Genomic DNA, 23,954 nt, shown 5'->3' with positions numbered 1-23,954 from the left:
CAGCGTCAACGCCCGGACGCGGAACGTGGTGGTCTCGTCGCGGGCGACACGCCCGGGCTGGCAGGATGAGGGCCGTGGACGCGCAGCCTGCCCCCGAGGGCCACGAGGGTGACCAGGAGGACGGGCGGGCGGCCGGGTCCCGTGGCCCCGCCGGGCAGGTCGCGGAGGTCGCCGGTGCGCCCGAGGGGGCCACGACCGACGCCGGTGCCGACCGCCCGCGCCGCTCGGAGCTGCTCATCGTCACCGGCATGTCCGGGGCCGGCCGGTCCACGACCGGCAAGGCCCTGGAGGACCTCGGCTGGTACGTCGTGGACAACCTGCCGCCGCAGATGCTCGAGCCGCTGGCCGAGCTGACGGCCCGCGCCGGGTTGTCGATCCCGCGGATCGCCGTCGTCGTCGACGTGCGCGGGCGCACCTTCTTCCGGGAGCTGACCGGTGCCCTGGCCGCCCTCGACACGCGCTTCGTGTCCCCGCGCGTGCTGTTCCTGGACGCCACCGACGAGGTGCTCGTGCGCCGCTTCGAGTCGGTGCGCCGCCCCCACCCGCTGCAGGGGGAGGGCCGCATCGTCGACGGCATCGCCCGCGAGCGCGAGCTGACCGGCGACCTGCGCTCGCGCGCCGACGTCGTCGTGGACTCCTCCAGCTTCAACGTGCACCAGCTCGGCGCGCTGGTCGCCAGCCTGTTCGAGGGCGAGCGGGCCGAGGACCTGCGGGTGACCGTCCTCAGCTTCGGGTTCAAGTACGGCACCCCCGCCGACGCCGAGCACGTGGCGGACGTGCGCTTCCTGCCCAACCCGCACTGGGAGCCGGACCTGCGCCCGCTGACCGGCCAGGACCGGCCGGTGTCGGAGTACGTGCTGGCCGCCGAGGGCGCCGGCCGCTTCCTCGACCGCTACGCCGAGGCCCTGGAGCCGGTCCTGACCGGCTACCGGCGCGAGAACAAGCGCTACGCCACGGTCGCCTTCGGGTGCACCGGCGGCAAGCACCGGTCGGTGGCGATGGCCGAGGAGCTCGGGGCGCGGCTGCGCCGGGCCGGTGTGCCGGTGCGCGTCCTGCACCGCGACCTCGGGCGGGAGTGAGCCGCCCTGCCCCCCTCCGGCCCCCCGTCCCCCGCGCCCGTCCCGCCGGTCCCGCCCGCCCCGCCGGCCCCGGTCCCCGCGGTGGGCGCCACCGTCCCGCTGGGCGCCTCCCGCGCGCCCGCCGTGGTCGCCCTCGGCGGCGGCCACGGCCTGTCGGCCTCCCTGTCGGCGCTGCGGCACCTGACCGACCGGCTGACCGCGGTCGTGACGGTCGCCGACGACGGCGGCTCCTCCGGGCGCCTGCGCCGCGAGCTGGGCTGCCTGCCGCCCGGGGACCTGCGGATGGCCCTGTCGGCCCTGTGCGACGACTCCGAGTGGGGCCGCACGTGGCGCGACGTGCTGCAGCACCGCTTCGCCAGCACCGGCGGGCTGGACCAGCACGCCACCGGCAACCTGCTCATCGCCACCCTGTGGCGGCTGCTGGGCGACGAGGTCGCCGGCCTGGACTGGGTCGGGCGCCTGCTGGGCGCGCGCGGGCGGGTGCTGCCGATGGCCGCCGTGCCGCTGGACATCGAGGCCGACGTCGTCGGCCTCGTCCCGGGGGAGCGGGACGCGCCGACGCCCGTGCGCGGGCAGGTGGCGGTGGCCTCCACGACCGGGCGGGTGGCCGCCGTGCGGCTCGTGCCCGCCGACCCCCCGGTGCGCCCGGAGGTGCTGTCGGCGATCTCGGCGGCCGACTGGGTCGTGCTCGGGCCGGGGTCCTGGTTCACCAGCGTCCTGCCGCACCTGATGGTCCCCGCCCTCGCCGACGCCCTCGTGCGCACCCCGGCGCGGGTGTGCCTGACGCTGAACCTGGCCGGGCAGCCGGGGGAGACCGACGGCTTCAGCGCCGAGGAGCACCTGGAGGTGCTCGCCGCCCACGCCCCCGCCCTGCGGGTGGACGCGGTGGTCGCCGACCCCGTGGCGGTGGCCGACCCGCAGGCGCTGGCGGCGGCGGCGGCCTCGCTGGGCGCCTCGCTGCTGCTGCGGCAGGTCTCGGTGGGCGACGGCAGCCCCCGCCACGACGCGCTGCGGCTGGCCGCCGCCTACCGCGACGTGTTCGCCGGCGCGTGGGGGGACCTGTCGTGAGCGACGAGCTGGGCCGCTCCCGCGGCGGGCCCGGGACCGCGCGCGGCGACGTCCGGCACGCCCCGGGCGGACCCGGCGGCGGTGGGGCGGCGCGCGCGGTGGGACGGGTGGGACCGTGGGCACCGGTGGGACGGACGGGACGATCGAGCGACGGCGGGGCGCCGGGGACGGCGCGCACCGCCCGGGGAGGAGCGCAGATGGCGATGACCGCGGCGGTCAAGGACGAGCTCAGCCGCCTGCCCGTGGGCACCACGGCGGCCCGCAAGGCCGAGGTGGCGGTGATGCTGCGCTTCGCGGGCAGCCTGCACATCGTCTCCGGGCGCATCGTCATCGAGGCCGAGCTGGACTCCGCCTCCATCGCCCGCCGGCTGCGGCGCGACATCGCCGACGTGTTCGGCCAGTCCGGGGACCTGCTGGTGATGCAGGCCGGCGGGCTGCGCAAGAGCACCCACTACGTGCTGCGGGTGGTCAAGGACGGGGAGGCGCTGGCCCGGCAGACGGGTCTGCTGGACACCCGCGGCCGCCCCGTGCGGGGACTGCCCCCGCACATCGTGTCCTCCTCCACGCAGATCGCGGAGGCGGCCTGGCGGGCCGCGTTCCTGGCCCGCGGCTCGCTGACCGAGCCGGGCCGCTCGGCCGCGCTGGAGGTCACCTGCCCCGGGCAGGAGGCCGCCCTGGCCCTCGTGGGCGCGGCCCGGCGCCTGGAGCTGCCCGTCAAGCCGCGCGAGGTGCGCGGGATCCACCGGGTGGTGCTGCGCGACGGCGACGCCATCAGCGCGCTGCTGACCCGGCTGGGCGCCCACGACGCGATGATGACGTGGGAGGAGCGCCGCATGCGGCGCGAGGTGCGCGCCACCGCCAACCGCCTGGCCAACTTCGACGACGCCAACCTGCGCCGCTCCGCGCGCGCCGCGGTGGCCGCCGGCGCGCGGGTCGAGCGGGCGCTGGAGCTGCTGGGCGACGACGTGCCCGACCACCTGCTGCAGGCGGGCCGGCTGCGCCTGGAGCACAAGCAGGCCAGCCTGGAGGAGCTGGGGCAGCTGGCCGTGCCGCCCATGACCAAGGACGCGATCGCCGGGCGCATCCGCCGCCTGCTGGGCATGGCCGACAAGAAGGCCGCCGAGCTCGGCGTGCCCGGCACCGACTCGGGCCTGACCCCCGACATGCTGGACGCCTGAGCCCCCTGGGGCACCCGGGTGCGCCTGGACGTGACGCAGGCCATAGGGTCGGGGCGACGCCGTGACGGTGCGGCGGGGTACGGCACCCCCGTCCGGCGCGCGCCGGCGGGGACCGGCACCGGACCAGTACCGCAAGCAGACGCACTAGCAGACGCAGCGGCACCCGCAACGCGCCGGGTCCCGCGAGGAGGAGAGCGCATGACCACTCGGGTCGGCATCAACGGCTTCGGCCGCATCGGACGCAACTTCTTCCGCGCCGTGATGGCCTCGGGGGCGGACGTCGAGATCGTCGCCGTGAACGACCTCACCGACGCCAAGGCCCTGGCGCACCTGCTCAAGCACGACTCGGTCCTGGGCAAGCTGTCCGAGGAGGTGCGCCCGGAGGGCGACGCCATCGTCGTCGGCTCCCGCACCATCAAGGTGCTGGCCGAGCGCGACCCGGCGAACCTGCCGTGGGGCGAGCTGGGCGTCGACGTGGTCGTCGAGTCCACCGGCTTCTTCACCGACGGCGCGAAGGCCAAGGCGCACCTGGACGCCGGCGCCAAGAAGGTCGTCATCTCGGCCCCGGCCAGCAACGACGACGTCACCGTCGTCATGGGCGTCAACGACTCCGAGTACGACGGCGCCAAGCACTCGATCATCTCCAACGCCTCGTGCACCACCAACTGCCTGGCGCCGCTGGCGAAGGTCCTCGACGACGCCTTCGGCATCGAGCGCGGCCTCATGACGACCGTGCACGCCTACACGGCCGACCAGAACCTGCAGGACGGCCCGCACAAGGACCTGCGCCGCGCCCGCGCCGCCGCGCTGAACATCGTGCCGACCTCCACCGGTGCTGCCAAGGCCATCGGCCTGGTCCTGCCGGCCCTGAAGGGCAAGCTGGACGGCTACGCGCTGCGCGTGCCCGTGCCCACCGGCTCGGCCACCGACCTGACCGTCACCCTGTCCCGCGAGGTCACCGCCGAGGAGGTCGACGCGGCGTACCGCGCGGCCGCCGAGGGCCCGCTCAAGGGCTACCTGACCTACTCGGACGAGCCGCTGGTCTCCAGCGACATCGTCACCGACCCGGCCTCGTGCATCTACGACTCGGGCCTGACCAAGGTGAACGGCGACCAGGTCAAGGTCGTCGGCTGGTACGACAACGAGTGGGGCTACTCCAACCGCCTCGTCGACCTCGTGTCGCTGGTCGGCTCCTCGCTCTGACCCGTCCCCGCCCGGGGACGGCCGCGCCCGCCGGGGCCGGTGCCGCGCGCACCGGTCCCGGCGCTCGCGCGTCCGCCCCGCCCACCGACCGCGGAGGAACCGTGCTCACCATCGACGACCTCGAAGCGCGCCTGGACGGGCTGGCCGGCCGCCGCGTCCTCGTCCGCAGCGACCTCAACGTCCCGCTGGACCACTCCGGCGAGGCCCCCCGCATCACCGACGACGGTCGCGTGCGGGCCTCGGTGCCCACGCTGCGCCGCCTGCTGGACGCCGGCGCCCGCGTCGTCGTCGTGGCCCACCTGGGCCGGCCGAAGGGCGCGCCGGAGGCGAAGTACTCCCTGGCCCCCGTGCACGCGCGGCTCGCCGAGCTGCTGGACGGCGTCGACGTGTCCTTCTGCGAGGAGACCGTCGGCCCGCGCGCCGCGGCGGCCGTCGAGGACCTGGCCGACGGCTCGCTGCTGCTGCTGGAGAACCTGCGCTTCAACCCGGGTGAGACGTCCAAGGACGACGGCGAGCGCGGCGCGTTCGCCGACGAGCTGGCCCGCCTGGCCGACGCCTACGTCTCCGACGGGTTCGGCGCGGTGCACCGCAAGCACGCCAGCGTCTACGACGTGGCCCGGCGCCTGCCGCACGCCGCGGGCGGGCTGGTCGCCTCCGAGGTGGCGGTGCTGCGCCGGCTGACCAGCGAGCCGGAGCGTCCCTACGCCGTCGTCCTGGGCGGCTCGAAGGTCTCCGACAAGCTCGGCGTCATCGACAACCTCCTCGGCTCGCTGCTGACCTCCGGCGACCGCCTGCTCGTCGGCGGCGGCATGGTCTTCACCTTCCTCAAGGCGGCCGGGCACGAGGTGGGGCGCTCGCTGCTGGAGGCCGACCAGCTCGACACGGTGACCCGCTACGTGGAGACCGCCCGCGCCAAGGGCGTCGAGGTGGTCCTGCCCACCGATGTGGTGGCGGCGGCGGAGTTCTCCGCCGACGCCGAGCACGGCGTGGTGCCCGCGGACGCCATCCCCGCCGACCGCCTGGGCCTGGACATCGGCCCGGAGTCCTCGGCGGCCTTCGCCCGGCACCTGGCCGACGCCCGCACCGTCTTCTGGAACGGCCCGATGGGCGTGTTCGAGATGGAGCCGTACTCGCACGGCACGCGCGCGGTGGCGCAGGCCCTGGCCGGCTCGCCGGCGTTCAGCGTCGTCGGCGGCGGCGACTCGGCCGCGGCCGTGCGCACGCTCGGCTTCCCCGACGACGCCTTCGGGCACATCTCCACCGGCGGCGGCGCGAGCCTGGAGTTCCTCGAGGGCAAGCACCTGCCCGGTCTGGACGTCCTGGAGGAGTGAGCCCCGCCCCGCCGGCCGGCCCCGGCACCCGCCCCGTGACCGCCCCGACCGCCCCGACCACCTGGAGCCGCTCGTGAGCACCCGCACCCCGCTGATCGCCGGGAACTGGAAGATGGTCCTGGACCACCAGCAGGGCACCCTGCTGGTGCAGAAGCTGGACTGGACGCTGAAGGACGCCAAGCACGACCACGCGGCCGTCGAGGTCGCCGTGCTGCCGCCCTTCACCAGCCTGCGCACCGTGCAGACGCTGATCGAGGGCGACAGGCTGCCGATCGCGCTGGGCGCGCAGGACGTCTCCGCGCACGAGTCCGGCGCCCACACGGGCGAGGTCTCGGCGGCCATGCTCACCAAGCTGGGCGTGCGCTACGTCGCGGTCGGGCACTCCGAGCGCCGGCAGGACCACGGCGAGGACGACGCGCTGGTGCGCGCCAAGACCGCCAAGGCGCTCGAGCACGGCCTCGTGCCGATCGTGTGCGTCGGCGAGCCCCTGGAGGTGCGCCGGGCCGGTGAGCACGTCGGGCACACCGTCGGGCAGGTGACCGCGGCCCTGGAGGGCCTGCAGCCCGCGCAGGTCGCCGGGCTGGTCCTGGCCTACGAGCCGGTGTGGGCCATCGGCACCGGCGAGGTCGCCACCCCCGAGGACGCCCAGGAGGTCTGCGGGGCGCTGCGCGCCGCGGTGGCCGGGCAGTTCGACGCCGACACCGCCGCGGCGGTGCGGATCCTGTACGGCGGCAGCGTCAAGCCCGCCAACATCGCCTCGATCATGGCGCAGCCCGACGTGGACGGCGCCCTCGTCGGCGGGGCGAGCACCGACGCGGGGGACTTCGCCGCGATCGTGCGCTACCGCGAGCACCCGGCCTGACACCGGCGGTGATCAGGTCCGACGAGCGGCGGACGCCCCGGTCCGCCCTTCGGGTGACGTACCCTGGGGACGCCCTGACAGCGCCGCGCCCGACCGGGTGCGGCCGGAGACGAGAAGGATCCGCGTGACCGCTCTGCGCATCGTGCTCCAGGTGGTGCTCGCCCTGACGAGCCTCTTCCTGGTCCTGCTGATCCTCCTCCACAAGGGCAAGGGCGGCGGCCTGTCGGACATGTTCGGCGGCGGCGTGACCACGTCCCTGTCGGGGTCGAGCATGGCGGAGCGCAACCTCAACAGGTTCACCGTCGTCATGGCCCTGACCTGGGCCGCGTCCATCGTGCTGCTCGGCCTGGTCGAGCGCTTCACCAACGAGTTCTGAGACCAGGACAGGCAGGGAGGATCTCCTCGTGGCAGGTGGCAACGCCATCCGCGGCAGCCGTGTCGGCGCGGGCCCCATGGGCGAGGCGGAGCGGGGCGACACCGCGCCCCGCGTCCGCATCTCCTACTGGTGCGCGAACGGGCACGAGACGCGCCCCAGCTTCGCCGAGGAGTCGGGGGTCGAGCCGCCCGAGACGTGGGACTGCCCGCGCTGCGGCTTCCCCGCCGGCACCGACCGCGCGAACCCGCCGGCCCCGCCGCGCAACGAGCCGTACAAGACGCACCTGGCGTACGTGAAGGAGCGGCGCAGCGACGCCGACGGCGAGGCCATCCTCAACGAGGCCCTCGCCGGGCTGCGCGCCCGCGGCCTCATCCGCTGACACCCCGGGCCGGTCCGCCGGCCTCGACGAGAGCCCCCTCCCGGGACACCGGGAGGGGGCTCTCGTCGTCGTGCGGGGACCGCTGGTCAGCGGCTCAGAGGTCGGCGGCCGCCGCCCGGTCGACCAGCCACAGCGTGGCGTCGGTGCCGCGCACCCCGGCGGCCGGGGTGGCTGCCACGTCGTCGCCGCCGACCCCGCGGGCCACCGCGGGAGCCTTCTCGGCGCCGGCGGCCACCACCCACACCTGCCGGGCCCGGGCGAGGGCGCCGAAGGTGAAGGACACGCGCAGCGGCGGCGGCTTGGGCGACTCGCGCACCCCGACCACGCTGGACTCGTCGCGGCCCAGGCCGGGGTGGTGCGGGAACAGCGAAGCCACGTGCCCGTCCGGTCCCATGCCCAGCAGCAGGACGTCGAAGGCGGGGACCTCGGCCCCGCCGGCGTGCGCGGCCAGCTCGGCGGCGTAGCGGGCGGCGGCGGCGTCCAGGTCGTCCCCGTCCGGCCCGTCCGCGGCCGGTGGCAGGTGCACGTGGGCGTCCGGCAGCGGCAGGTGCCGCAGCAGGGCGTCCTGCGCCTGGGTGGCGTTGCGCTCGGGGTCCCCGGCGGGCAGGAACCGCTCGTCGCTCCACCACAGGTGCACCCGCGACCAGTCGACGGCGTCGCGGGCGGGGGAGGAGGCCACCGCGGCGAGCGTCTTCACGCCCACCGTGCCGCCGGTCAGCGACACGTGCGCCGTGCCCCGGCGCGCCTGGGCGTCGGTGACGGCGGCCAGCAGGCGCCCCGCCGTCGCGTGCGCGAGCACGTCGGCGTCGGGGTGCACGACGACCAGCCGGTCGCCGCTCACGCCCGCGACCCCGCGGTGCTCTTCGCAGCGCTCTTGGCAGCGCTCTTCGCGGTGCTCTTCGCGGTGCCCCTGGCCGCGGTCCCCTTCGCGGCGGCCTCCTTCGCCGGAGCGGCCTTCGCCGGAGCGGCCTTCGCCGCGGTGCCCCTCGCCGCCGACGTCCTCGCCGCGGTCTTCTTCGCCGCGGCCTTCTTCGCCGGCGCGGGCGCCTGCTCGGTCTCCTCGGCGGCGGGCACGGCCGCGCTGCGCGAGCGCTGCGTCGTCCCCTCCGGGCGGGCCCGCTTCATCGCGCGCGACGTGCGGGCGGCCTGGGCTTCGGCGTCGGCCTGCCCGCGGGCGGCCCGGTCCGGCGGGGACAGCTTCCCGGCGGCCTGGGCGGCGCGCACGGTCACCGTCGAGGTGCCGATGAGCGGCAGCCCCTGCACGAGGGTCTCGCCGTACACGTCGTCCGGGTCGAGGCGGCGCAGCTCCTCGGTCAGGCAGTCGCGCACGGGCCGGCGCGCGAGCGCGATGCGCCGGTCCGGCTGGCCCGGCTGGGTCAGCGTGGCGACGTTCTGGTCGGGGCGCACCAGCTCGACCGCCCCGGACTTGCGCTCCAGGCGCACGCTCTGCACGCCGGTGCCGCGCTTGGTGCGCACCCGCACCACGGGCGCCTTGAGCTTGACGGCCAGCCACGCCGCCAGCAGCTCGGTGCTCGGGCTGTCGGGCGCACCGGCCACGGTGACGGCCGTGACGGGCTCGTACGGGGGCTGGTCCAGCGCCGCGGCCAGCAGGGCCCGCCAGTTCGTCAGGCGCGTCCACGCGAAGTCGGTGTCACCGGCCCGGTAGGAGGCCCGCCGCTGCTCCAGCGCCTTCGCGGGGTTGGACACCTCCGCGGAGTCGGTGATGCGCCGCTGGGCGATGCGCCCGATCGGGTCGGTGCGCAGGTCCTCCGGCGCCGCGCCGACCCACCACGCCACGATCGGCGCGTCCGGCAGCAGCAGGGAGACGACGGTGGTCTGGCCGTGCTCGACGAGCGGGCCGTACGCGCGCAGCACGACGACCTCGCTGGCGCCCGCGTCGCCGCCGACGCGGATCTGCGCGTCCAGGCGCGCCACACCGCGCTTGTTGCCGCGGGCCAGGACCAGCACGCGGCACGGGTGCTCGCGGCTGGCCTCGTTCGCGGCCTGGATGGCGTCCTCGGCGTGCGCGTCGTCGGTGACGACGACGAGGGTGAGGACCCGGCCCAGCGCCACGGCGCCGCCGGAGTCGCGCAGGTCGACCAGCGCCTTGTTGATGGCGCTGGTGGACGTGCTCGGCAGGTCGATGATCATGCTGCTGGCTCCCGCGTGCAGGTCGTCGGGCTGGGGGTCGTCACCGCGCGCCGCCGGGCGGCGCGCACGGGGGGCGCGGCGGGCCGGCGGGCGGGGCCGCTCACGGGCGCCGCCAGGCGCGGCCCGTGCGGGCCAGCATCTCGGTGGCCGACGCGGGGCCCCACGTGCCGGAGTCGTACGGCTCCGGCTGGCCGTTGCGGGCCCAGAACGCGGTGATCGGGTCGAGGATCTTCCACGACAGCTCGACCTCCTCGTGCCGGGGGAACAGCGGCGGGTCGCCCAGCAGGACGTCGAGGATGAGGCGCTCGTAGGCCTCCGGGCTGGACTCGGTGAAGGCGTGGCCGTACCCGAAGTCCATCGTGACGTCGCGCACCTCCATCGCCGTGCCGGGCACCTTGGAGCCGAAGCGCAGGGTCACGCCCTCGTCGGGCTGCACGCGCACCACGAGCGCGTTCTGCCCGAGCTCCTCGGTGGCGGTGGACTCGAACGGCAGGTGCGGGGCGCGCTTGAAGACGACCGCGATCTCGGTGACGCGCCGGCCCAGGCGCTTGCCGGCGCGCAGGTAGAACGGCACCCCGGCCCAGCGGCGGGTGTCGATCTCCAGCTCGATGGCGGCGAACGTCTCGGTGGTGCTGTCGGGGGAGATGCCGTCCTCGTCCAGGTAGCCCTTGACGAGCTCGGAGCCCTGCCAGCCGGCGGCGTACTGCCCGCGCGCGGTGCTGCGCGCCAGGTCCTTGGGCAGGCGCACCGCCGAGAGGACCTTGGCCTTCTCGGCGCGCAGGTCGGCGGCCTCGAAGGAGACCGGCTCCTCCATGGCGGTCAGCGCCAGCAGCTGCAGCAGGTGGTTCTGGATGACGTCGCGGGCGGCGCCGATGCCGTCGTAGTAGCCGGCGCGGCCGCCGATGCCGATGTCCTCGGCCATCGTGATCTGCACGTGGTCGACGTGGTTGGCGTTCCACAGCGGCTCGAACATCTGGTTGGCGAAGCGCAGCGCCAGGATGTTCTGGACCGTCTCCTTGCCCAGGTAGTGGTCGATGCGGAACACCGAGTCCGGCGGGAAGACCTGCTCGACGACGTCGTTGAGCTCGCGGGCGGACTTCAGGTCGTGGCCGAAGGGCTTCTCGATGACCACGCGGCGCCACTGGTCGCCGTGCTGGGCCGACAGGCCGGAGCGGGCCAGCTGCTTGGCGACCACGGGGAAGAAGCGCGGCGGGATCGACATGTAGAAGGCGTGGTTGCCGCCCGTGCCGCGCACGCGGTCCAGGTCGGCGACCGTGGAGGCCAGCTGGTCGAAGGCCGCGTCGTCGTCGAAGTCGCCGGGCACGAAGCGGAAGCCCTCGGCCAGCTGCGCCCACACCGACTCGCGGAAGGGCGTGCGCGCGTGCTGGCGCACCGCGTCGTAGACGACCTTGCCGAAGTCCTGGTCGGCCCAGTCGCGGCGGGCGAAGCCGGTCAGCGCGAAGCCGGGCGGCAGCAGACCGCGGTTGGCCAGGTCGTAGATGGCCGGCATGAGCTTCTTGCGGGCCAGGTCGCCGGTGACGCCGAACATCACGAGGCCGCACGGACCGGCGATGCGCGGCAGGCGCCGGTCGCTGGGGTCGCGCAGCGGGTTCTCGCCGCGGGCGACGCGGGTGGGGCTCACGCGGCCACCTCCCCGTGCAGCACCGGGTGACGCTCCTGGTGGTCCGTCGGTGTCGAGCGCACGCTCGCATCTCTCGTGCTCGGGGTGCGCGCGGGGCGGCACGGGGTCGGTCGCCCGGCCGGGACGCGACCCGGCCGGGGGGCCGCCGCCGGGCGCGGGGCCCGGCGGCGGCGTGGGCTCAGCGGCCCGGGGGCCTCACTGGCCCTCGGTCTGGGTGCGCACCCGCTCCAGCTCGTCGGTGACGGTCTGCAGCAGCTCGCCCCAGCTCTTCTCGAACTTGTCGACGCCCTCGCGCTCCAGCAGGTCGGTGACCTCCGTGTAGCTGACACCGAGGCGCTCGAGGTCGTCCAGGACCTGCTGGGCCTCCCCGTAGCGGCCGCGGACCGTGTCGCCGGAGACCTCGGCGTGGTCGATCGTCGCGTCCAGGGTCTTGCCGGGCATGGTGTTCACGGTGCCCGGGGCGACCAGCTCCGTCACGTACAGCGTGTCGGGCAGGTTCGGGTCCTTGACGCCGGTGGAGGCCCACAGCGGCCGCTGCGGGCGGGCACCGGCCTCGGCGAGCACCTGCCAGCGCGGGGTCGCGAAGACCTCCTCGTAGGCCTGGTAGGCAAGCCGGGCGTTGGCCAGGCCGGCCTTGCTGCGCAGCGCGCGGGCCTCGTCGCCCTCCAGCGCGTCGAGGCGCTTGTCGACCTCGCTGTCCACGCGCGAGACGAAGAACGAGGCGACGCTGGCGATGCGCGACAGGTCGTGCCCGTTCTGCCGGGCCTGCTCCAGGCCGGTCAGGAACGCCTGCATGACGGCGCGGTAGCGGTCCAGGGAGAAGATCAGCGTCACGTTGACGCTGATGCCCTCGGACAGCGCGGTGCTGATGGCCGGCAGGCCCTCCACCGTCGCGGGGATCTTGATGTAGAGGTTCTCGCGGTCCACGGCCTGCCACAGCTGGCGGGCCGAGGCCTCGGTGGCGGCGGTGTCGCGGGCCATGCGGGGGTCGACCTCGAGGGAGACGCGGCCGTCCAGGCCCCCGGTGCGGTCGTAGACCGGCTTCAGCACGTCGCAGGCGCGGCGCACGTCCTCGGTGGTGATCTGGAAGACCGCCTCCTCGGTGTCCGCGCCGGCGCGCACCAGCTCGCGCACCTGCTCGGTGTAGGCGTCGCCCTTCGCCAGCGCGCTGGCGAAGATCGTCGGGTTCGACGTCACGCCGAGCACGCCGGCGTCCACCAGGCGCTGCAGCTCACCGGAGTCGGTCAGCTCGCGCGACAGGTCGTCCAGCCACACGGACACGCCGTGCTGCTGCAGGTCGTCGAGGTTGGTCATGGGTTCTCCTCCGTCGTTCGTCCGGGCGGGTGCCGGCGGACGGCACCCGGAGCGTGCACCGGCGCGCTGCGCCGGGGTGGCGGGGGCGGGCCCGTCGCGGCGCCCGCCCCCGCACGGGCCTCAGGACAGGCCCGCGAGGCTCTCCTTCGCGGCGGTCACGACGACCTCGTCCGTCAGGCCGAACTCCCGGTACAGGTCCTGGTAGTCCGCCGAGGCGCCGAAGTGCTCGATGCTCACGGTGCGGCCGGCGTCGCCGACCAGGTCGTGCCAGCCCTGCGCGATGCCCGCCTCGACCGACACGCGCGCCTTGACCTGCGGCAGCAGGACGGTGTCGCGGTACGACTGCGGCTGGGCGTCGAACCACTCGCGGCACGGCAGCGAGACCACGCGGGTGGGCACGCCCTGCTCCTCGAGCTTCTCCGCGGCGGCCACGGCGATCTGCACCTCGGAGCCGGTGCCGATGAGGATGACCTGCGGCGTGGCGGCCGAGGCCTCCACGAGCACGTACCCGCCCCTGGCCACGCCCTCGGCCGCGCCCCAGCGCGGCTGGGAGCGGTCGAACGTCGGCAGGTTCTGGCGCGAGAGCGCGATGCCCGCCGGGCGGTCGGTCGTCTCCAGGATCGTGCGCCACGCCCAGGCGGTCTCGTTGGCGTCGGCCGGGCGGACGACGTCCAGGCCCGGGATCGCGCGCAGCGAGGCCAGGTGCTCGACCGGCTGGTGCGTGGGGCCGTCCTCGCCCAGGCCGATGGAGTCGTGCGTCCACACGAACGTCACCGGCAGGCGCATGATCGAGGCCAGCCGCACGGCCGGGCGCATGTAGTCGCTGAAGACGAGGAAGGTGCCGCCGTAGGGGCGGGTGCCGCCGTGCAGCGCGATGCCGTTGAGGATCGAGCCCATCGCGTGCTCGCGGATCCCGAAGTGCAGGGTGCGCCCGTACGGGTTGCCGTCCCAGGTCTTCGTGGTGCGGGACTCCGGCAGGAAGGACGGCTCGCCCTTCATCGACGTCAGGTTCGACTCGGCCAGGTCCGCCGAGCCGCCCCACAGCTCCGGCAGCGTGGAGGCCAGCGCGTTGAGGACCTCGCCGGAGGCCTTGCGGGTGGCCACGGCCTTGCCGGCCTCGAACTCCGGCAGCGCCGACGTCCAGCCCTCGGGCAGCGTGCGGGTGGACATGCGGTCGAAGAGCGCGGCGCGCTCGCCGGCGCTCTTGCGCCACTCCTCGAAGCGGGCCTGCCACGCCTCGTGCGCGGCGCGGCCGCGGTCGCGGGCCTGGCGGGCGTGCGCCAGCACGTCGTCGTCCACCTGGAAGGCGCGCTCGGGGTCGAAGCCCATGACCTGCTTGGTGGCGCGGACCTCGTCCTCGCCCAGGGCGGAGCCGTGCGACTTGCCGGTGTTCTGCAGGTTCGGCGCCGGCCAGGCGATCGTGGTGCGCAGGATGACGATGGACGGCTTGCCCGTCTCGGCCTTCGCGGCCTCCAGCGCGGCGTGCAGGCCCTGCACGTCCTCGGTGTAGGGGCCCTCGCCGCCGTTGGTCCAGTCCAGCGTCTGCACGTGCCAGCCGTAGGCCTCGTACCGCTTGCCGGTGTCCTCGGCCAGCGCGATCGCCGTGTCGTCCTCGATGGAGATGTGGTTGGCGTCGTAGACGACGACCAGGTTGCCCAGCTCCTGCACGCCGGCGATGGCCGAGGCCTCGCTGGAGACGCCCTCCTGGATGTCGCCGTCGGAGGCCAGCACCCAGATGGTGTGGTCGAACGGGCTGGTGCCGGGGGCGGCGTCGGGGTCGAACAGGCCCCGCTCGCGGCGGGCGGCCATCGCCATCCCGACCGCGGAGGAGATGCCCTGGCCCAGCGGGCCGGTCGTCATCTCCACGCCGGCGGTGTGCCCGTGCTCGGGGTGGCCCGGCGTCTTGGAGCCCCACTTGCGCAGCGCCTTGAGGTCGTCCAGCTCCAGGCCGTACCCGGCCAGGTACAGCTGGATGTAGAGCGTGAGGCTGGAGTGCCCGCAGGAGAGCACGAACCGGTCGCGGCCGACCCAGTCCGGGTCGCTGGGGTCGTGCTGGATCATCTTCTGGAACAGCAGGTGCGCCACGGGCGCCAGGCTCATCGCCGTGCCCGGGTGGCCGTTGCCGGCCCGCTGCACCGCGTCCATGGCGAGCACGCGGACGGTGTCGACCGTCCGGGCGTCCAGGTCGCTCCACTCGAGGCTCTGCTGGCTCACGTGTCTCCTCCCGTGCGAACCAGCCACCGCCGCCGCCCGCGGGCTCGGGGCGGGGACCGGTCGTGGTCCGCTCTCGTCTGACGTCCCTGGCGACCGTCCGGCCCGGCCCGGCCGCCGCGCCCCTGCCGGGGTGCGGCACCCGTGGTGCCGGTGCCGGCGCGGGCGCGTCGTCGGGGTGCGTGCTCGGCTGTGTCACTCGCTGCGACCCGCCGCGCGCAGCACGCGCGGATCACCGCGGAGCCGAGCCTACTCGTCCGCCGTCCCGGCGGTCCCCGCGGTGCCCGGGGGCCCTCCCCGAGGGCTCCCCGACGACGGCGCCGACCCCGTGGCGCGAGCCGGTCAACGACGTGGCGTAGCAGCGGCGTAGCATCGAGGCGCCCGCCGTCGCCTCGCCCTGAGGACACTGTGACTGTCGTCGACCCGCGTCCCTCGGACGCCTCCGCGCACTCGCGGCTCTCGCTGGGCCGCCGGCGCGGACGCCGCCGTCCCTCCCGGTTCCCGCGCGCGCGGGCGTACGTGGCGCTGACCAAGCCGCGCATCATCGAGCTGCTGCTCATCACGACGGTCCCGGTGATGCTGTTCGCCGCCGGCGGGCTGCCGCCGCTGGGGCTGGTGGCCGCCACCTTCGTCGGCGGTGCGCTCGCCGCCGGCTGCGCCAACACCCTCAACTGCTACTTCGACCGCGACATCGACGCGCTGATGCAGCGCACCGCCAAGCGGCCGCTGGTCACCGGCGAGGTCACCCCGCGCCAGGCGCTCGTCTTCGCCGCGGCGCTCGGCGCCGGGTCGGTGGCCCTGTTCCTGACGTTCGTCAACGCGCTGTCGGCCGCCCTCGCGGTCGCCGCGATCGTCCTGTACGTCGTGGGCTACACGCTGCTGCTCAAGCGCCGCACCTCGCAGAACATCGTCTGGGGCGGCGTCGCCGGCTGTATGCAGGTCCTCATCGGCTGGACGGCGGTCACCGGCCGGCTGGACTGGGCGCCGTTCGTGCTGTTCGGCGTCATCTTCCTGTGGACGCCGCCGCACTACTGGCCGCTGTCGGTGCGCTACCGCGAGGACTACGCCAACGCGGGGGTGCCGATGCTGCCCGTGGTCGCCCGCCCGACGACCGTGACGCGGCAGGTGGTCGCCTACACGGTGGCGATGGTGCTGTGCTCGCTGCTGCTGGTGCCCGTGGGCGGGGCCGGCCTCGTCTACGGCGTCGCCGCGCTGGTGCTCGGCGGCGGCTTCCTGGCCCAGACCCTGGCCCTGCACGGACGCGCCCGCCGCTTCGAGCGGGAGACCGGCGGCCGCGACGCCGGGACGGCCGAGCAGCTGCGCCGCATCGGTCCGATGGGCGTCTTCCACGGCTCCATCACCTACCTGACGCTGCTGTCGGCGGCGGTGGCCGTGGACCCGTTCCTGCGGGTGGCGCTGCCCCTCTGAGCCCCTCCCCGGACCGCGGGGGACCCCGCACCGAGAGCCCCGCCGGCGACGCGCCGGCGGGGCTCTCCGCGTCCGGGACCGGCTGCACCGGCGCAGCCGACGGGCGGCCGACGAGCTGCTGGGGGAGGCCGGTGACCGAGGTGCGTGCCCAGCAGGGGATTTTCACATACTATAGCCTATGGCTCGACCGCCCCGGACCACGCCGACCTCCAGCGGTGCTTCGAGGAACGAAGACCGGAGACGTCCGGGTCCACCGGGCGCCCCCGGAAGACCCTGGCGAACCTCGGGCGGGCCGGACCCCTCCGGCGCACCGCGCCGTCGGCACCGCGACCGGGCCGGGTGCCCGCCCGCGACGACCGGCGCGCACGCGCCGAGGGCCCCGCACCCTGGCGGGGTGCGGGGCCCTCGGGAGGTCCGGCGGGGTGCGGCGGGGTGCGGCGGGGTCTCAGGCGGGCTGGGCGGCGCGCTCGCCGACGGGAGCGGGAGCGGCCACGACGGGCTCGGTGAGCACGCACAGCTGGCGGGCCATCGCCACCACCATGAGGCACGCACCGGCCATGTGGACGGCCACCACGGCCCACGGCAACCCGGTGAAGTACTGCGCGTAGCCCACGGCGCCCTGGGCCAGCGTGGCGGCCATCAGCTGCCAGGCCAGACGGCGGGTCCGCGCCGGGGAGGCCGTCACCCGCAGCGCGACGATGAGGCCCACGAGCAGGCCCACGAAGACCATGACGAGGTCGGCGTGCAGCCAGCTGACCGACTGCGGGTCCAGCGGGAAGCGCGCCGGCTCCTCCGCGTCGCCGGAGTGCGGGCCGGAGCCGGTGACGACGGTGCCGACGACGAGGACGGCGGCCAGCACGACGGCGGCGGCCCAGGCCAGGCCCCGGATGTCGCGGCGCACCACCGGCCGCCGCGGGCCGGGGGCCTCCTTGCCGCGCATCCACAGGACGGTCGAGGCGGTGATGAGCAGCATCGAGACGAGGAAGTGCGTCATGACGAACGCCGGGTGCAGCGCCGTGTGCACGGTGATCCCGCCGATGACGGCCTGGGCGAGGATGCCGAACAGCACCAGGCCCACGAAGGGCAGCAGGTCCCAGCGGCGCTTGCGCCAGACGACGACGAGGGCGGCCAGGGCCGCCAGCCCGACCAGCCCGGTCAGGGTGCGGTTGCCGAACTCGATCCACTTGTGGAAGCCCTCGGCCTGCACGACCGTCGGGGTGAACGAGCCGGGGGTGCACTCGGGCCAGGTGGGGCAGCCCAGGCCGGAGCCGGTGAGCCGGACGAGGCCGCCGGTGACGACGATGAGGCACTCGGCGAAGACGTTGAATGCGAGGACGCGCGACCACCAGCCCGTCAGCGGGCCGCCGCGGCCTCGCGCGGCGCCGGGGGCGGTGGCGGTGGGGCGACCGGCGGTGACGCTCACGAGCGGATCCTAAGCGCCGGGCGGGCGGTGCCCCCCGCGCGCGCGGGCGCCGCGGGGTGTGACCTCACTCCCACCGGAACCAGCGGGCGCAGGCCGCGGAGGCGGCCAGCGCCCACACGAGCAGCACCAGCAGCGGGCCGGCGGCCACGGCGTGCCCGGTGACGGCCGCGCGCAGCGCCTCGCCCAGCGCTCCCGAGGGCAGCAGGTCCGTCAGCCACGGCACCGGGGAGGGCAGCACGAGCCCGCCGCCGGCCAGCAGGAGCACCCAGGCGAAGTTCGCGGCGGCCAGGGTGGCCTCGGCGCGCACGGTGCCCGCCAGCAGCAGCCCCAGGGCCGTGAACGCGGCCGCGCCCAGCAGCAGGGCGGGCAGCGCGGCCAGCGCGGCCGCGGCGTCGGGGCGCCAGCCGACGAGCGCGGCGACCGCGCCGAGCACGAGCACCTGCACGGCCACGAGGGCCAGGACGGCGCCGACCTTGCCCGCCAGCAGCCCGCCGCGGCCCAGCGGCGTGGTGGCCAGCAGCCGCAGCACGCCGTTGCGGCGGTCGAAGCCGGTGGCGATGGCCTGGCCGGTGAAGGCCGTCGAGACCACCGCCAGCGCCAGGACGCCCGCCAGGGCCAGGCCCGGGCGCTGGCCGGCGGCCGTCTCGCCCAGCGACACGGAGGTCGTGCGGGCGGCGGCCACGAGGACGATGACGGGCAGGACGAGGGTCAGCAGCAGCTGCTCGCCGTTGCGCAGCGCGATCCGCGCCTCCAGCCCGGCCTGGCGGGCCACGCGCCGCGGCCCGGGGGCCGCCCCGCCGGCGGGGGACAGGTCCAGCGCGGGGCCGCCGGGCGCCGCGGGCTGCTCGCTCGCGCTCACCGCAGGCTCCGTCCGGTCAGGTCGAGGAAGACGTCCTCCAGCGTGCGGCGCTGGCTGCCCAGCCCCTCGGGCCAGGCGTCGTGGGTTGCGCACCAGGAGGTGACGGTGGCGGCGACCTGGGGGCCGGGGGCCACGCCGGAGACGACGTAGCGCCCCGGCTCGGGCTCGGCGACCTCCGCGCCGGCCGGCAGGGCCAGCGCCAGGGTGCGCACGGGCAGTCCGGGCGGTGCGGTGAAGGTCAGCGCCGCTGGACCGCGGGTCAGCTCCTCGGGGGTGCCGGTGGCCACGACCCGGCCGCGGTCGACGACGACCACGGTGTCGGCCAGGCGCTCGGCCTCCTCCATGAGGTGGGTGGTCAGCAGCACCGCGACCCCCGCCGCGCGCGCCTCGCGCACGACGTCCCAGACGGCCAGGCGCGCCTGCGGGTCCAGGCCCGCGCTGGGCTCGTCGAGGAAGACCAGCTCCGGGCGGCCCACGAGGGCGCAGGCCAGGGCCAGGCGCTGGCGCTGCCCGCCGGACAGGCGGCGCACCCGGGTGCGGGCGAAGGAGGTCAGCCCCAGCCGCTCGGCCAGCGCGCCGACGTCGAGGGGGGCCTCGTGCAGCCCGGCCACGTGCCGCAGCGCCTCCAGCGCCCCGACCCCGGTGGGCAGCCCGCCGTCCTGCAGCAGGACGCCCACCCGCGGGCGCAGGGCGGCGCCGTCGCGGTGCGGGTCCAGGCCCAGCACGCGCACGGTGCCGCTGTCGGCGCGGCGCAGGCCCTCGCAGCAGGCCACCGTCGTCGTCTTGCCGGCCCCGTTGGGGCCCAGCAGGGCGGTGACGCGCCCGCGCGCGGCGGTGAAGGAGACGCCGTCCAGGACGGGGCGGCCCTGGTAGCGCTTGCGCAGGTCGGCGACCTCGAGCGCGGGCGCGCCGCGGGGGACGACCTCGCGCAGGTCGGGGGAGGTCGAGCCGACTGCCACGGTCGCCGAGTCTACGAGCCGCCCCCGCGCCCGCCGGTCCCGAGCCCGCTGAGCGGACCCGGGGTGGACCGGCGGGGGGCCGGGTGGGAGCGGCCGGGCCAATTAGGTAACATGAGTGTTGTGGAATTGGTGAGGTCAGCCTCACCTCGTGCGGCGGCTCCCGGCGGGAGCGCCGGCGGGGCGGAGGTCGAGGAGCGCACCCGCACGCGGGTGCGCACCGCCGTGGCCGAGCTGGGCCCGGTCACCGCCGCCCGCCTGGCCGAGCTGCTCGGCCTGACGGGCGCGGCCGTGCGCCGCCACCTGGACGCCATGACCGCCGCCGGCGTCCTGGAGGCCCGCGAGGCGGCCCCGGGCCGCCGCCGCGGCCGCGGGCGCCCCGCGCGCGAGTACGTGGTCTCCAGCGCCGGGCACGACGCCCTGCCCTCCGGCTACGACGACCTGGCCCTGGCGGCGCTGGACCACCTGGCCCGCACGGGCGGGGGGGCCGCCGTGGAGGACTTCGCGCGCCGCTTCGCCGAGCAGCGCTCGCGCGCCGTGCGCGAGCGCCTCGCACGGCACGACGGCAGCGGCCCGGGCGGCCCGGGCGGACCGGCCGGACCCGGCGCGGACGGCGTGGCCGGTCGCGTGGCCGCCCTCGCGGCCGCCCTGGCCGAGCAGGGCTACGCGGCCTCGGTGCGACCCGTGGGGGAGGGAACACCCGCGGAGGGCACGCAGTTGTGCCAGGGGCACTGCCCGGTCCGCCGGGTGGCCGAGGCCTACCCCCAGCTGTGCGAGGCGGAGGCGCGGGTGTTCGAGCAGGTGCTCGGCACGCGCGTGCAGCGCCTGGCGACGCTGGCGCAGGGCGACCACGTGTGCACGACCTTCGTGGCCCACCCCCGCGCCGCCCACCCCGGCGCGCACCCCGACGCGCACCTGGACCTGGAGCCCGGGGTCCCGCCCCGGACCCGCCCCGACGGCCACCCGGCCGCCCCCGAGCACGCTCCCCGGGACGCCAGCGCGCGCCCCCCGGCGGAGGGATCGACGCCGACGGAAGGACGACGACGATGACCAGCACACCGGAGATCACCACCAGCGGGGTCGAGCACCCCGAGCTGGAGGGCCTGGACAAGTACCGCTACGGCTGGGCCGACTCCGACGCCGCCGGCGCCTCCGCCCGCCGCGGGCTGTCCGAGGAGGTCGTGCGCGACATCTCGGCGAAGAAGTCCGAGCCGGAGTGGATGCTCGCCCAGCGCCTGAAGGCGCTGAAGATGTTCGACCGCAAGCCCATGCCGGACTGGGGCTCGGACCTGTCGGGCATCAACTTCGACAACATCAAGTACTTCGTGCGCTCCACGGAGAAGCAGGCCACCAGCTGGGACGAGCTGCCCGAGGACATCAGGAACACCTACGACCGCCTGGGCATCCCGGAGGCGGAGAAGCAGCGCCTCATCGCGGGCGTGGCCGCCCAGTACGAGTCCGAGGTCGTCTACCACCAGATCCGCGAGGACCTGGAGGAGAAGGGCGTCGTCTTCGTCGACACCGACACGGGCCTGCGCGAGCACGAGGAGCTCTTCAAGGAGTACTTCGGCACCGTCATCCCGGCCGGCGACAACAAGTTCGCCTCGCTGAACACGGCGGTGTGGTCGGGCGGCTCCTTCATCTACGTGCCCCCGGGCGTGCACGTCGACATCCCGCTGCAGGCCTACTTCCGGATCAACACCGAGAACATGGGCCAGTTCGAGCGGACGCTGATCATCGCCGACGAGGGCTCCTACGTGCACTACGTCGAGGGCTGCACCGCGCCGATCTACCAGAGCGACTCGCTGCACTCGGCGGTCGTGGAGATCATCGTCAAGAAGAACGCCCGCGTGCGGTACACGACCATCCAGAACTGGTCGAACAACGTCTACAACCTGGTGACCAAGCGCGCCACGGCCGCCGAGGGCGCCACCATGGAGTGGATCGACGGCAACATCGGCTCCAAGGTGACGATGAAGTACCCGGCGGTCTACCTCATGGGCGAGCACGCCAAGGGCGAGACGCTGTCCATCGCGATGGCCGGCGAGGGCCAGCACCAGGACGCGGGCGCCAAGATGGTCCACGCCGCCCCGCACACCGCCAGCTCCATCGTGTCCAAGTCCATCGCCCGCGGCGGCGGGCGCACCTCCTACCGCGGTCTCATCCAGGTCCTGGAGGGCGCGCACCACTCCGCCTCCACGGTGCGCTGCGACGCGCTGCTGGTGGACACGATCTCCCGCTCGGACACGTACCCCTACAACGACATCCGCGAGGACGACGTCGTCATGGGGCACGAGGCGACCGTGTCGAAGGTGAGCGACGACCAGCTCTTCTACCTGATGAGCCGCGGGATGGCCGAGGACGAGGCCATGGCGATGATCGTGCGCGGGTTCATCGAGCCCGTCGCGCGCGAGCTGCCCATGGAGTACGCGCTGGAACTGAACCGCCTGATCGAGCTGCAGATGGAAGGGGCCGTCGGCTGATGACCGCCGTCGACGAGACGAGGACCGACCCGGCCGCGGGCTCGCCCGCGAACACCGCCCGGGCGCACAGCCACGGCGCCGGCTCGGTGCCCGACGCCAGCCGCGCCGAGCGGCGCACCTCCTTCGAGGTCGCCGACTTCGCCGTCCCCGGCGGGCGCGAGGAGGAGTGGAAGTTCTCCCCGCTGCGCGACCTGGCGCCGCTGTTCGCCGAGGCCGCCGGCCCGGCACCGGCCGTCGAGGTGCGCGCGCCGGAGGGCGTGGAGCACCGCACGGGCACCCCGGCCGAGGTCGGCGCGGGCACCGGGTTCGTCCCCGGCGACCGCGCCGCGGCCGCCGGCTGGGCGACCACGGCCGAGGCGCACCTGGTGCGCGTGCCCGCCGAGGCCGAGCTGGACGAGCCGGTGGTGGTCACCGTCCGCGGCACCGCGGGCGCCACCACCTCCGGGCACGTCGTCGTGGAGGCCGGCCACCACGCGCGCGCCCTCGTCGTCCTCTCCCACCTGGGCTCGGGCGCGCACCGCGGCAACGTGGAGGTCCGCGCCGGCGACGGCGCGCAGCTGACCGTCGTGTCGCTGCAGGAGTGGGAGCCCGACGCCGTCCACAGCGGCCAGCACGACGTCGTCGTGGGCCGCGACGCCACGGTGCGGCACATCGCCGTCTCCCTGGGCGGCAAGGTCGTGCGCCTGTCGGTGAACCTGCGCTACGCGGCCCCCGGCGGGGACGCGACCGCGCTGGGCGTCTACTTCGCCGACTCCGGCCAGCACCTGGAGCACCGCCAGTTCGTCGACCACGAGGTCCCGAACTGCCGCAGCTACGTGGAGTACCGCGGGGCGCTGCAGGGCGAGAGCGCCCGCGCCGTGTGGATCGGCGACGTCCTCATCCGCGCCGCGGCCGAGGGCACCGAGACGTACGAGCTGAACCGCAACCTCGTCCTCACCGACGGCGCCCGCGCCGACTCCGTGCCCAACCTGGAGATCGAGACCGGCGAGATCGTCGGCGCCGGCCACGCCTCCGCGACCGGGCGCTTCGACGACGAGCAGCTGTTCTACCTGCAGGCCCGGGGCATCCCGGAGGAGGAGGCCCGCCGCCTGGTGGTGCGCGGCTTCTTCGCCAGCATCGTCGAGCGCATCGGCGTGCCGGAGATCTCCGAGCGCCTCATGGCCACCATCGAGACCGAACTGGCCGGCACCCCGGCCCCGACGACCGTGGCACCGAGCGTGCTGGAGGAGAACCGATGAGCACCCTGGAGATCCGCGACCTGCACGTGACCGTCGACGAGGCCGACGGCGGCGTGAAGGAGATCCTGCGCGGGGTGGACCTCACCATCCGCTCCGGCGAGGTCCACGCGATCATGGGCCCGAACGGGTCGGGCAAGTCGACGCTGGCCTACTCGATCGCCGGGCACCCCAAGTACACCGTCACCGGCGGCTCGGTCACCCTGGACGGCGAGGACGTCCTGGAGATGTCCGTGGACGAGCGCGCTCGCGCTGGCCTGTTCCTGGCCATGCAGTACCCCGTCGAGGTCCCCGGCGTGACGGTGTCCAACTTCCTGCGCACCGCCAAGACCGCGATCGACGGCGAGGCCCCGAAGCTGCGCACCTGGGTCAAGGACGTCAAGCAGGCGATGGACGACCTGCGCATGGACTCCGCCTTCGCCGAGCGCAACGTCAACGAGCACTTCTCCGGCGGTGAGAAGAAGCGCCACGAGATCCTGCAGATGCAGCTGCTCAAGCCGAAGTTCGCCGTCCTGGACGAGACCGACTCCGGTCTGGACGTGGACGCGCTGAAGGTCGTCTCGGAGGGCGTGAACAAGGCGCTGGCGGGGGAGAACAACCCCGGCGTGCTGCTCATCACGCACTACACGCGCATCCTGCGGTACATCACCCCGCAGTTCGTCCACGTCTTCGTGGACGGCAAGGTCGCCGAGGAGGGCGGCCCGGAGCTGGCCGAGTCCCTCGAGGAGACCGGCTACGACCGCTTCCTCGCCCGCGCCTGAGCGGCGCACCCGCGC

The 23,954-nt window shown here is 75.2% G+C and carries 21 protein-coding genes; 13 read left to right on the top strand and 8 right to left on the bottom strand.

What is annotated here, in order from left to right; genetic code table 11:
* The first annotated feature begins 65 nt into the window (after positions 1-65).
* The 8 genes from rapZ to AB8M62_RS06530 all read left to right on the top strand — a co-directional run bounded on the left by rapZ (position 66) and on the right by AB8M62_RS06530 (position 7,476).
* Positions 66-1,079, top strand: coding sequence for an RNase adapter RapZ (rapZ, locus tag AB8M62_RS06565; RefSeq protein WP_369052186.1), 1,014 nt, complete (start codon positions 66-68; stop codon positions 1,077-1,079).
* Between the two features lie 81 nt (positions 1,080-1,160).
* Entirely contained in the window at positions 1,161-2,147 is a 987-nt protein-coding gene (locus AB8M62_RS06560) for a gluconeogenesis factor YvcK family protein (protein WP_369069007.1), read from the top strand.
* A 197-nt stretch (positions 2,148-2,344) separates the two neighbouring features.
* Positions 2,345-3,325 (top strand): DNA-binding protein WhiA, encoded by a 981-nt coding sequence (whiA, locus tag AB8M62_RS06555; RefSeq protein ID WP_369052184.1) that lies wholly within the window; start codon positions 2,345-2,347, stop codon positions 3,323-3,325.
* Between the two features lie 198 nt (positions 3,326-3,523).
* Positions 3,524-4,528 (top strand): type I glyceraldehyde-3-phosphate dehydrogenase, encoded by a 1,005-nt coding sequence (gene gap, locus AB8M62_RS06550; RefSeq protein WP_369069006.1) that lies wholly within the window; start codon positions 3,524-3,526, stop codon positions 4,526-4,528.
* Between the two features lie 101 nt (positions 4,529-4,629).
* Positions 4,630-5,859: a phosphoglycerate kinase gene (locus tag AB8M62_RS06545; RefSeq protein WP_369069005.1), complete on the top strand. Its 1,230-nt coding sequence runs from the start codon at positions 4,630-4,632 to the stop codon at positions 5,857-5,859.
* 73 nt (positions 5,860-5,932) lie between these two features.
* Positions 5,933-6,721 (top strand): triose-phosphate isomerase, encoded by a 789-nt coding sequence (gene tpiA / locus AB8M62_RS06540; protein ID WP_369052181.1) that lies wholly within the window; start codon positions 5,933-5,935, stop codon positions 6,719-6,721.
* 124 nt (positions 6,722-6,845) lie between these two features.
* Positions 6,846-7,097: a preprotein translocase subunit SecG gene (gene secG, locus AB8M62_RS06535; RefSeq protein ID WP_369052180.1), complete on the top strand. Its 252-nt coding sequence runs from the start codon at positions 6,846-6,848 to the stop codon at positions 7,095-7,097.
* A 28-nt stretch (positions 7,098-7,125) separates the two neighbouring features.
* Entirely contained in the window at positions 7,126-7,476 is a 351-nt protein-coding gene (locus AB8M62_RS06530; protein ID WP_369052179.1) for an RNA polymerase-binding protein RbpA, read from the top strand.
* A gap of 94 nt (positions 7,477-7,570) precedes the next feature.
* Here the strand turns inward: AB8M62_RS06530 and pgl are convergent, their stop codons facing one another.
* The 5 genes from pgl to tkt form a co-directional block, all read right to left on the bottom strand.
* Entirely contained in the window at positions 7,571-8,317 is a 747-nt protein-coding gene (gene pgl / locus AB8M62_RS06525; RefSeq protein ID WP_369069004.1) for a 6-phosphogluconolactonase, read from the bottom strand.
* Positions 8,314-9,627, bottom strand: a complete 1,314-nt coding sequence (gene opcA / locus AB8M62_RS06520; protein ID WP_369069003.1) for a glucose-6-phosphate dehydrogenase assembly protein OpcA — start codon at positions 9,625-9,627, stop codon at positions 8,314-8,316. Before opcA ends, pgl begins: the two co-directional genes overlap by 4 nt.
* Positions 9,628-9,727: 100 nt before the next feature.
* Positions 9,728-11,269, bottom strand: a complete 1,542-nt coding sequence (gene zwf / locus AB8M62_RS06515; RefSeq protein WP_369052176.1) for a glucose-6-phosphate dehydrogenase — start codon at positions 11,267-11,269, stop codon at positions 9,728-9,730.
* 195 nt (positions 11,270-11,464) lie between these two features.
* On the bottom strand, positions 11,465-12,583 hold the full coding sequence (gene tal / locus AB8M62_RS06510) for a transaldolase (RefSeq protein WP_369052175.1): 1,119 nt from the start codon (positions 12,581-12,583) through the stop codon (positions 11,465-11,467).
* Positions 12,584-12,703: 120 nt separating this feature from the next.
* Positions 12,704-14,797, bottom strand: a complete 2,094-nt coding sequence (tkt, locus tag AB8M62_RS06505; RefSeq protein WP_369052174.1) for a transketolase — start codon at positions 14,795-14,797, stop codon at positions 12,704-12,706.
* A gap of 459 nt (positions 14,798-15,256) precedes the next feature.
* Between tkt and AB8M62_RS06500 the strand changes: the two genes are divergently transcribed.
* The gene (locus tag AB8M62_RS06500; protein ID WP_369052371.1) at positions 15,257-16,222 is read left to right on the top strand and encodes a heme o synthase; all 966 of its coding nucleotides are present in this window, start codon (positions 15,257-15,259) and stop codon (positions 16,220-16,222) included.
* Positions 16,223-16,667: 445 nt separating this feature from the next.
* Here the strand turns inward: AB8M62_RS06500 and AB8M62_RS06495 are convergent, their stop codons facing one another.
* The 3 genes from AB8M62_RS06495 to AB8M62_RS06485 form a co-directional block, all read right to left on the bottom strand.
* Positions 16,668-17,645, bottom strand: coding sequence for a COX15/CtaA family protein (locus AB8M62_RS06495; protein WP_369069002.1), 978 nt, complete (start codon positions 17,643-17,645; stop codon positions 16,668-16,670).
* A gap of 64 nt (positions 17,646-17,709) precedes the next feature.
* The gene (locus AB8M62_RS06490; protein WP_373694867.1) at positions 17,710-18,504 is read right to left on the bottom strand and encodes an ABC transporter permease; all 795 of its coding nucleotides are present in this window, start codon (positions 18,502-18,504) and stop codon (positions 17,710-17,712) included.
* Positions 18,501-19,463, bottom strand: a complete 963-nt coding sequence (locus AB8M62_RS06485) for an ABC transporter ATP-binding protein (RefSeq protein WP_369069001.1) — start codon at positions 19,461-19,463, stop codon at positions 18,501-18,503. Before AB8M62_RS06485 ends, AB8M62_RS06490 begins: the two co-directional genes overlap by 4 nt.
* Positions 19,464-19,574: 111 nt before the next feature.
* On the opposite strand from AB8M62_RS06485, the gene AB8M62_RS06480 reads away from it, so the two are divergent.
* From AB8M62_RS06480 to sufC, 4 genes are read left to right on the top strand one after another with little or no spacing between them, the layout of a single operon-like run.
* Positions 19,575-20,510 (top strand): helix-turn-helix transcriptional regulator, encoded by a 936-nt coding sequence (locus AB8M62_RS06480; protein WP_369069000.1) that lies wholly within the window; start codon positions 19,575-19,577, stop codon positions 20,508-20,510.
* A complete protein-coding gene (gene sufB / locus AB8M62_RS06475) occupies positions 20,507-21,943 on the top strand; it encodes a Fe-S cluster assembly protein SufB (protein WP_369068999.1) in 1,437 nt (478 codons plus the stop codon). Before AB8M62_RS06480 ends, sufB begins: the two co-directional genes overlap by 4 nt.
* Positions 21,943-23,181, top strand: coding sequence for a Fe-S cluster assembly protein SufD (gene sufD, locus AB8M62_RS06470; protein WP_369052169.1), 1,239 nt, complete (start codon positions 21,943-21,945; stop codon positions 23,179-23,181). Before sufB ends, sufD begins: the two co-directional genes overlap by 1 nt.
* Positions 23,178-23,939, top strand: a complete 762-nt coding sequence (sufC, locus tag AB8M62_RS06465; RefSeq protein WP_369052168.1) for a Fe-S cluster assembly ATPase SufC — start codon at positions 23,178-23,180, stop codon at positions 23,937-23,939. Before sufD ends, sufC begins: the two co-directional genes overlap by 4 nt.
* Positions 23,940-23,954 lie beyond the last annotated feature (15 nt).

Source organism: Kineococcus terrestris, assembly GCF_041020755.1.
Classification (GTDB): Bacteria; Actinomycetota; Actinomycetes; order Actinomycetales; family Kineococcaceae; genus Kineococcus; species Kineococcus terrestris.
This window is presented reverse-complemented; position numbering and strand designations above follow the sequence as displayed.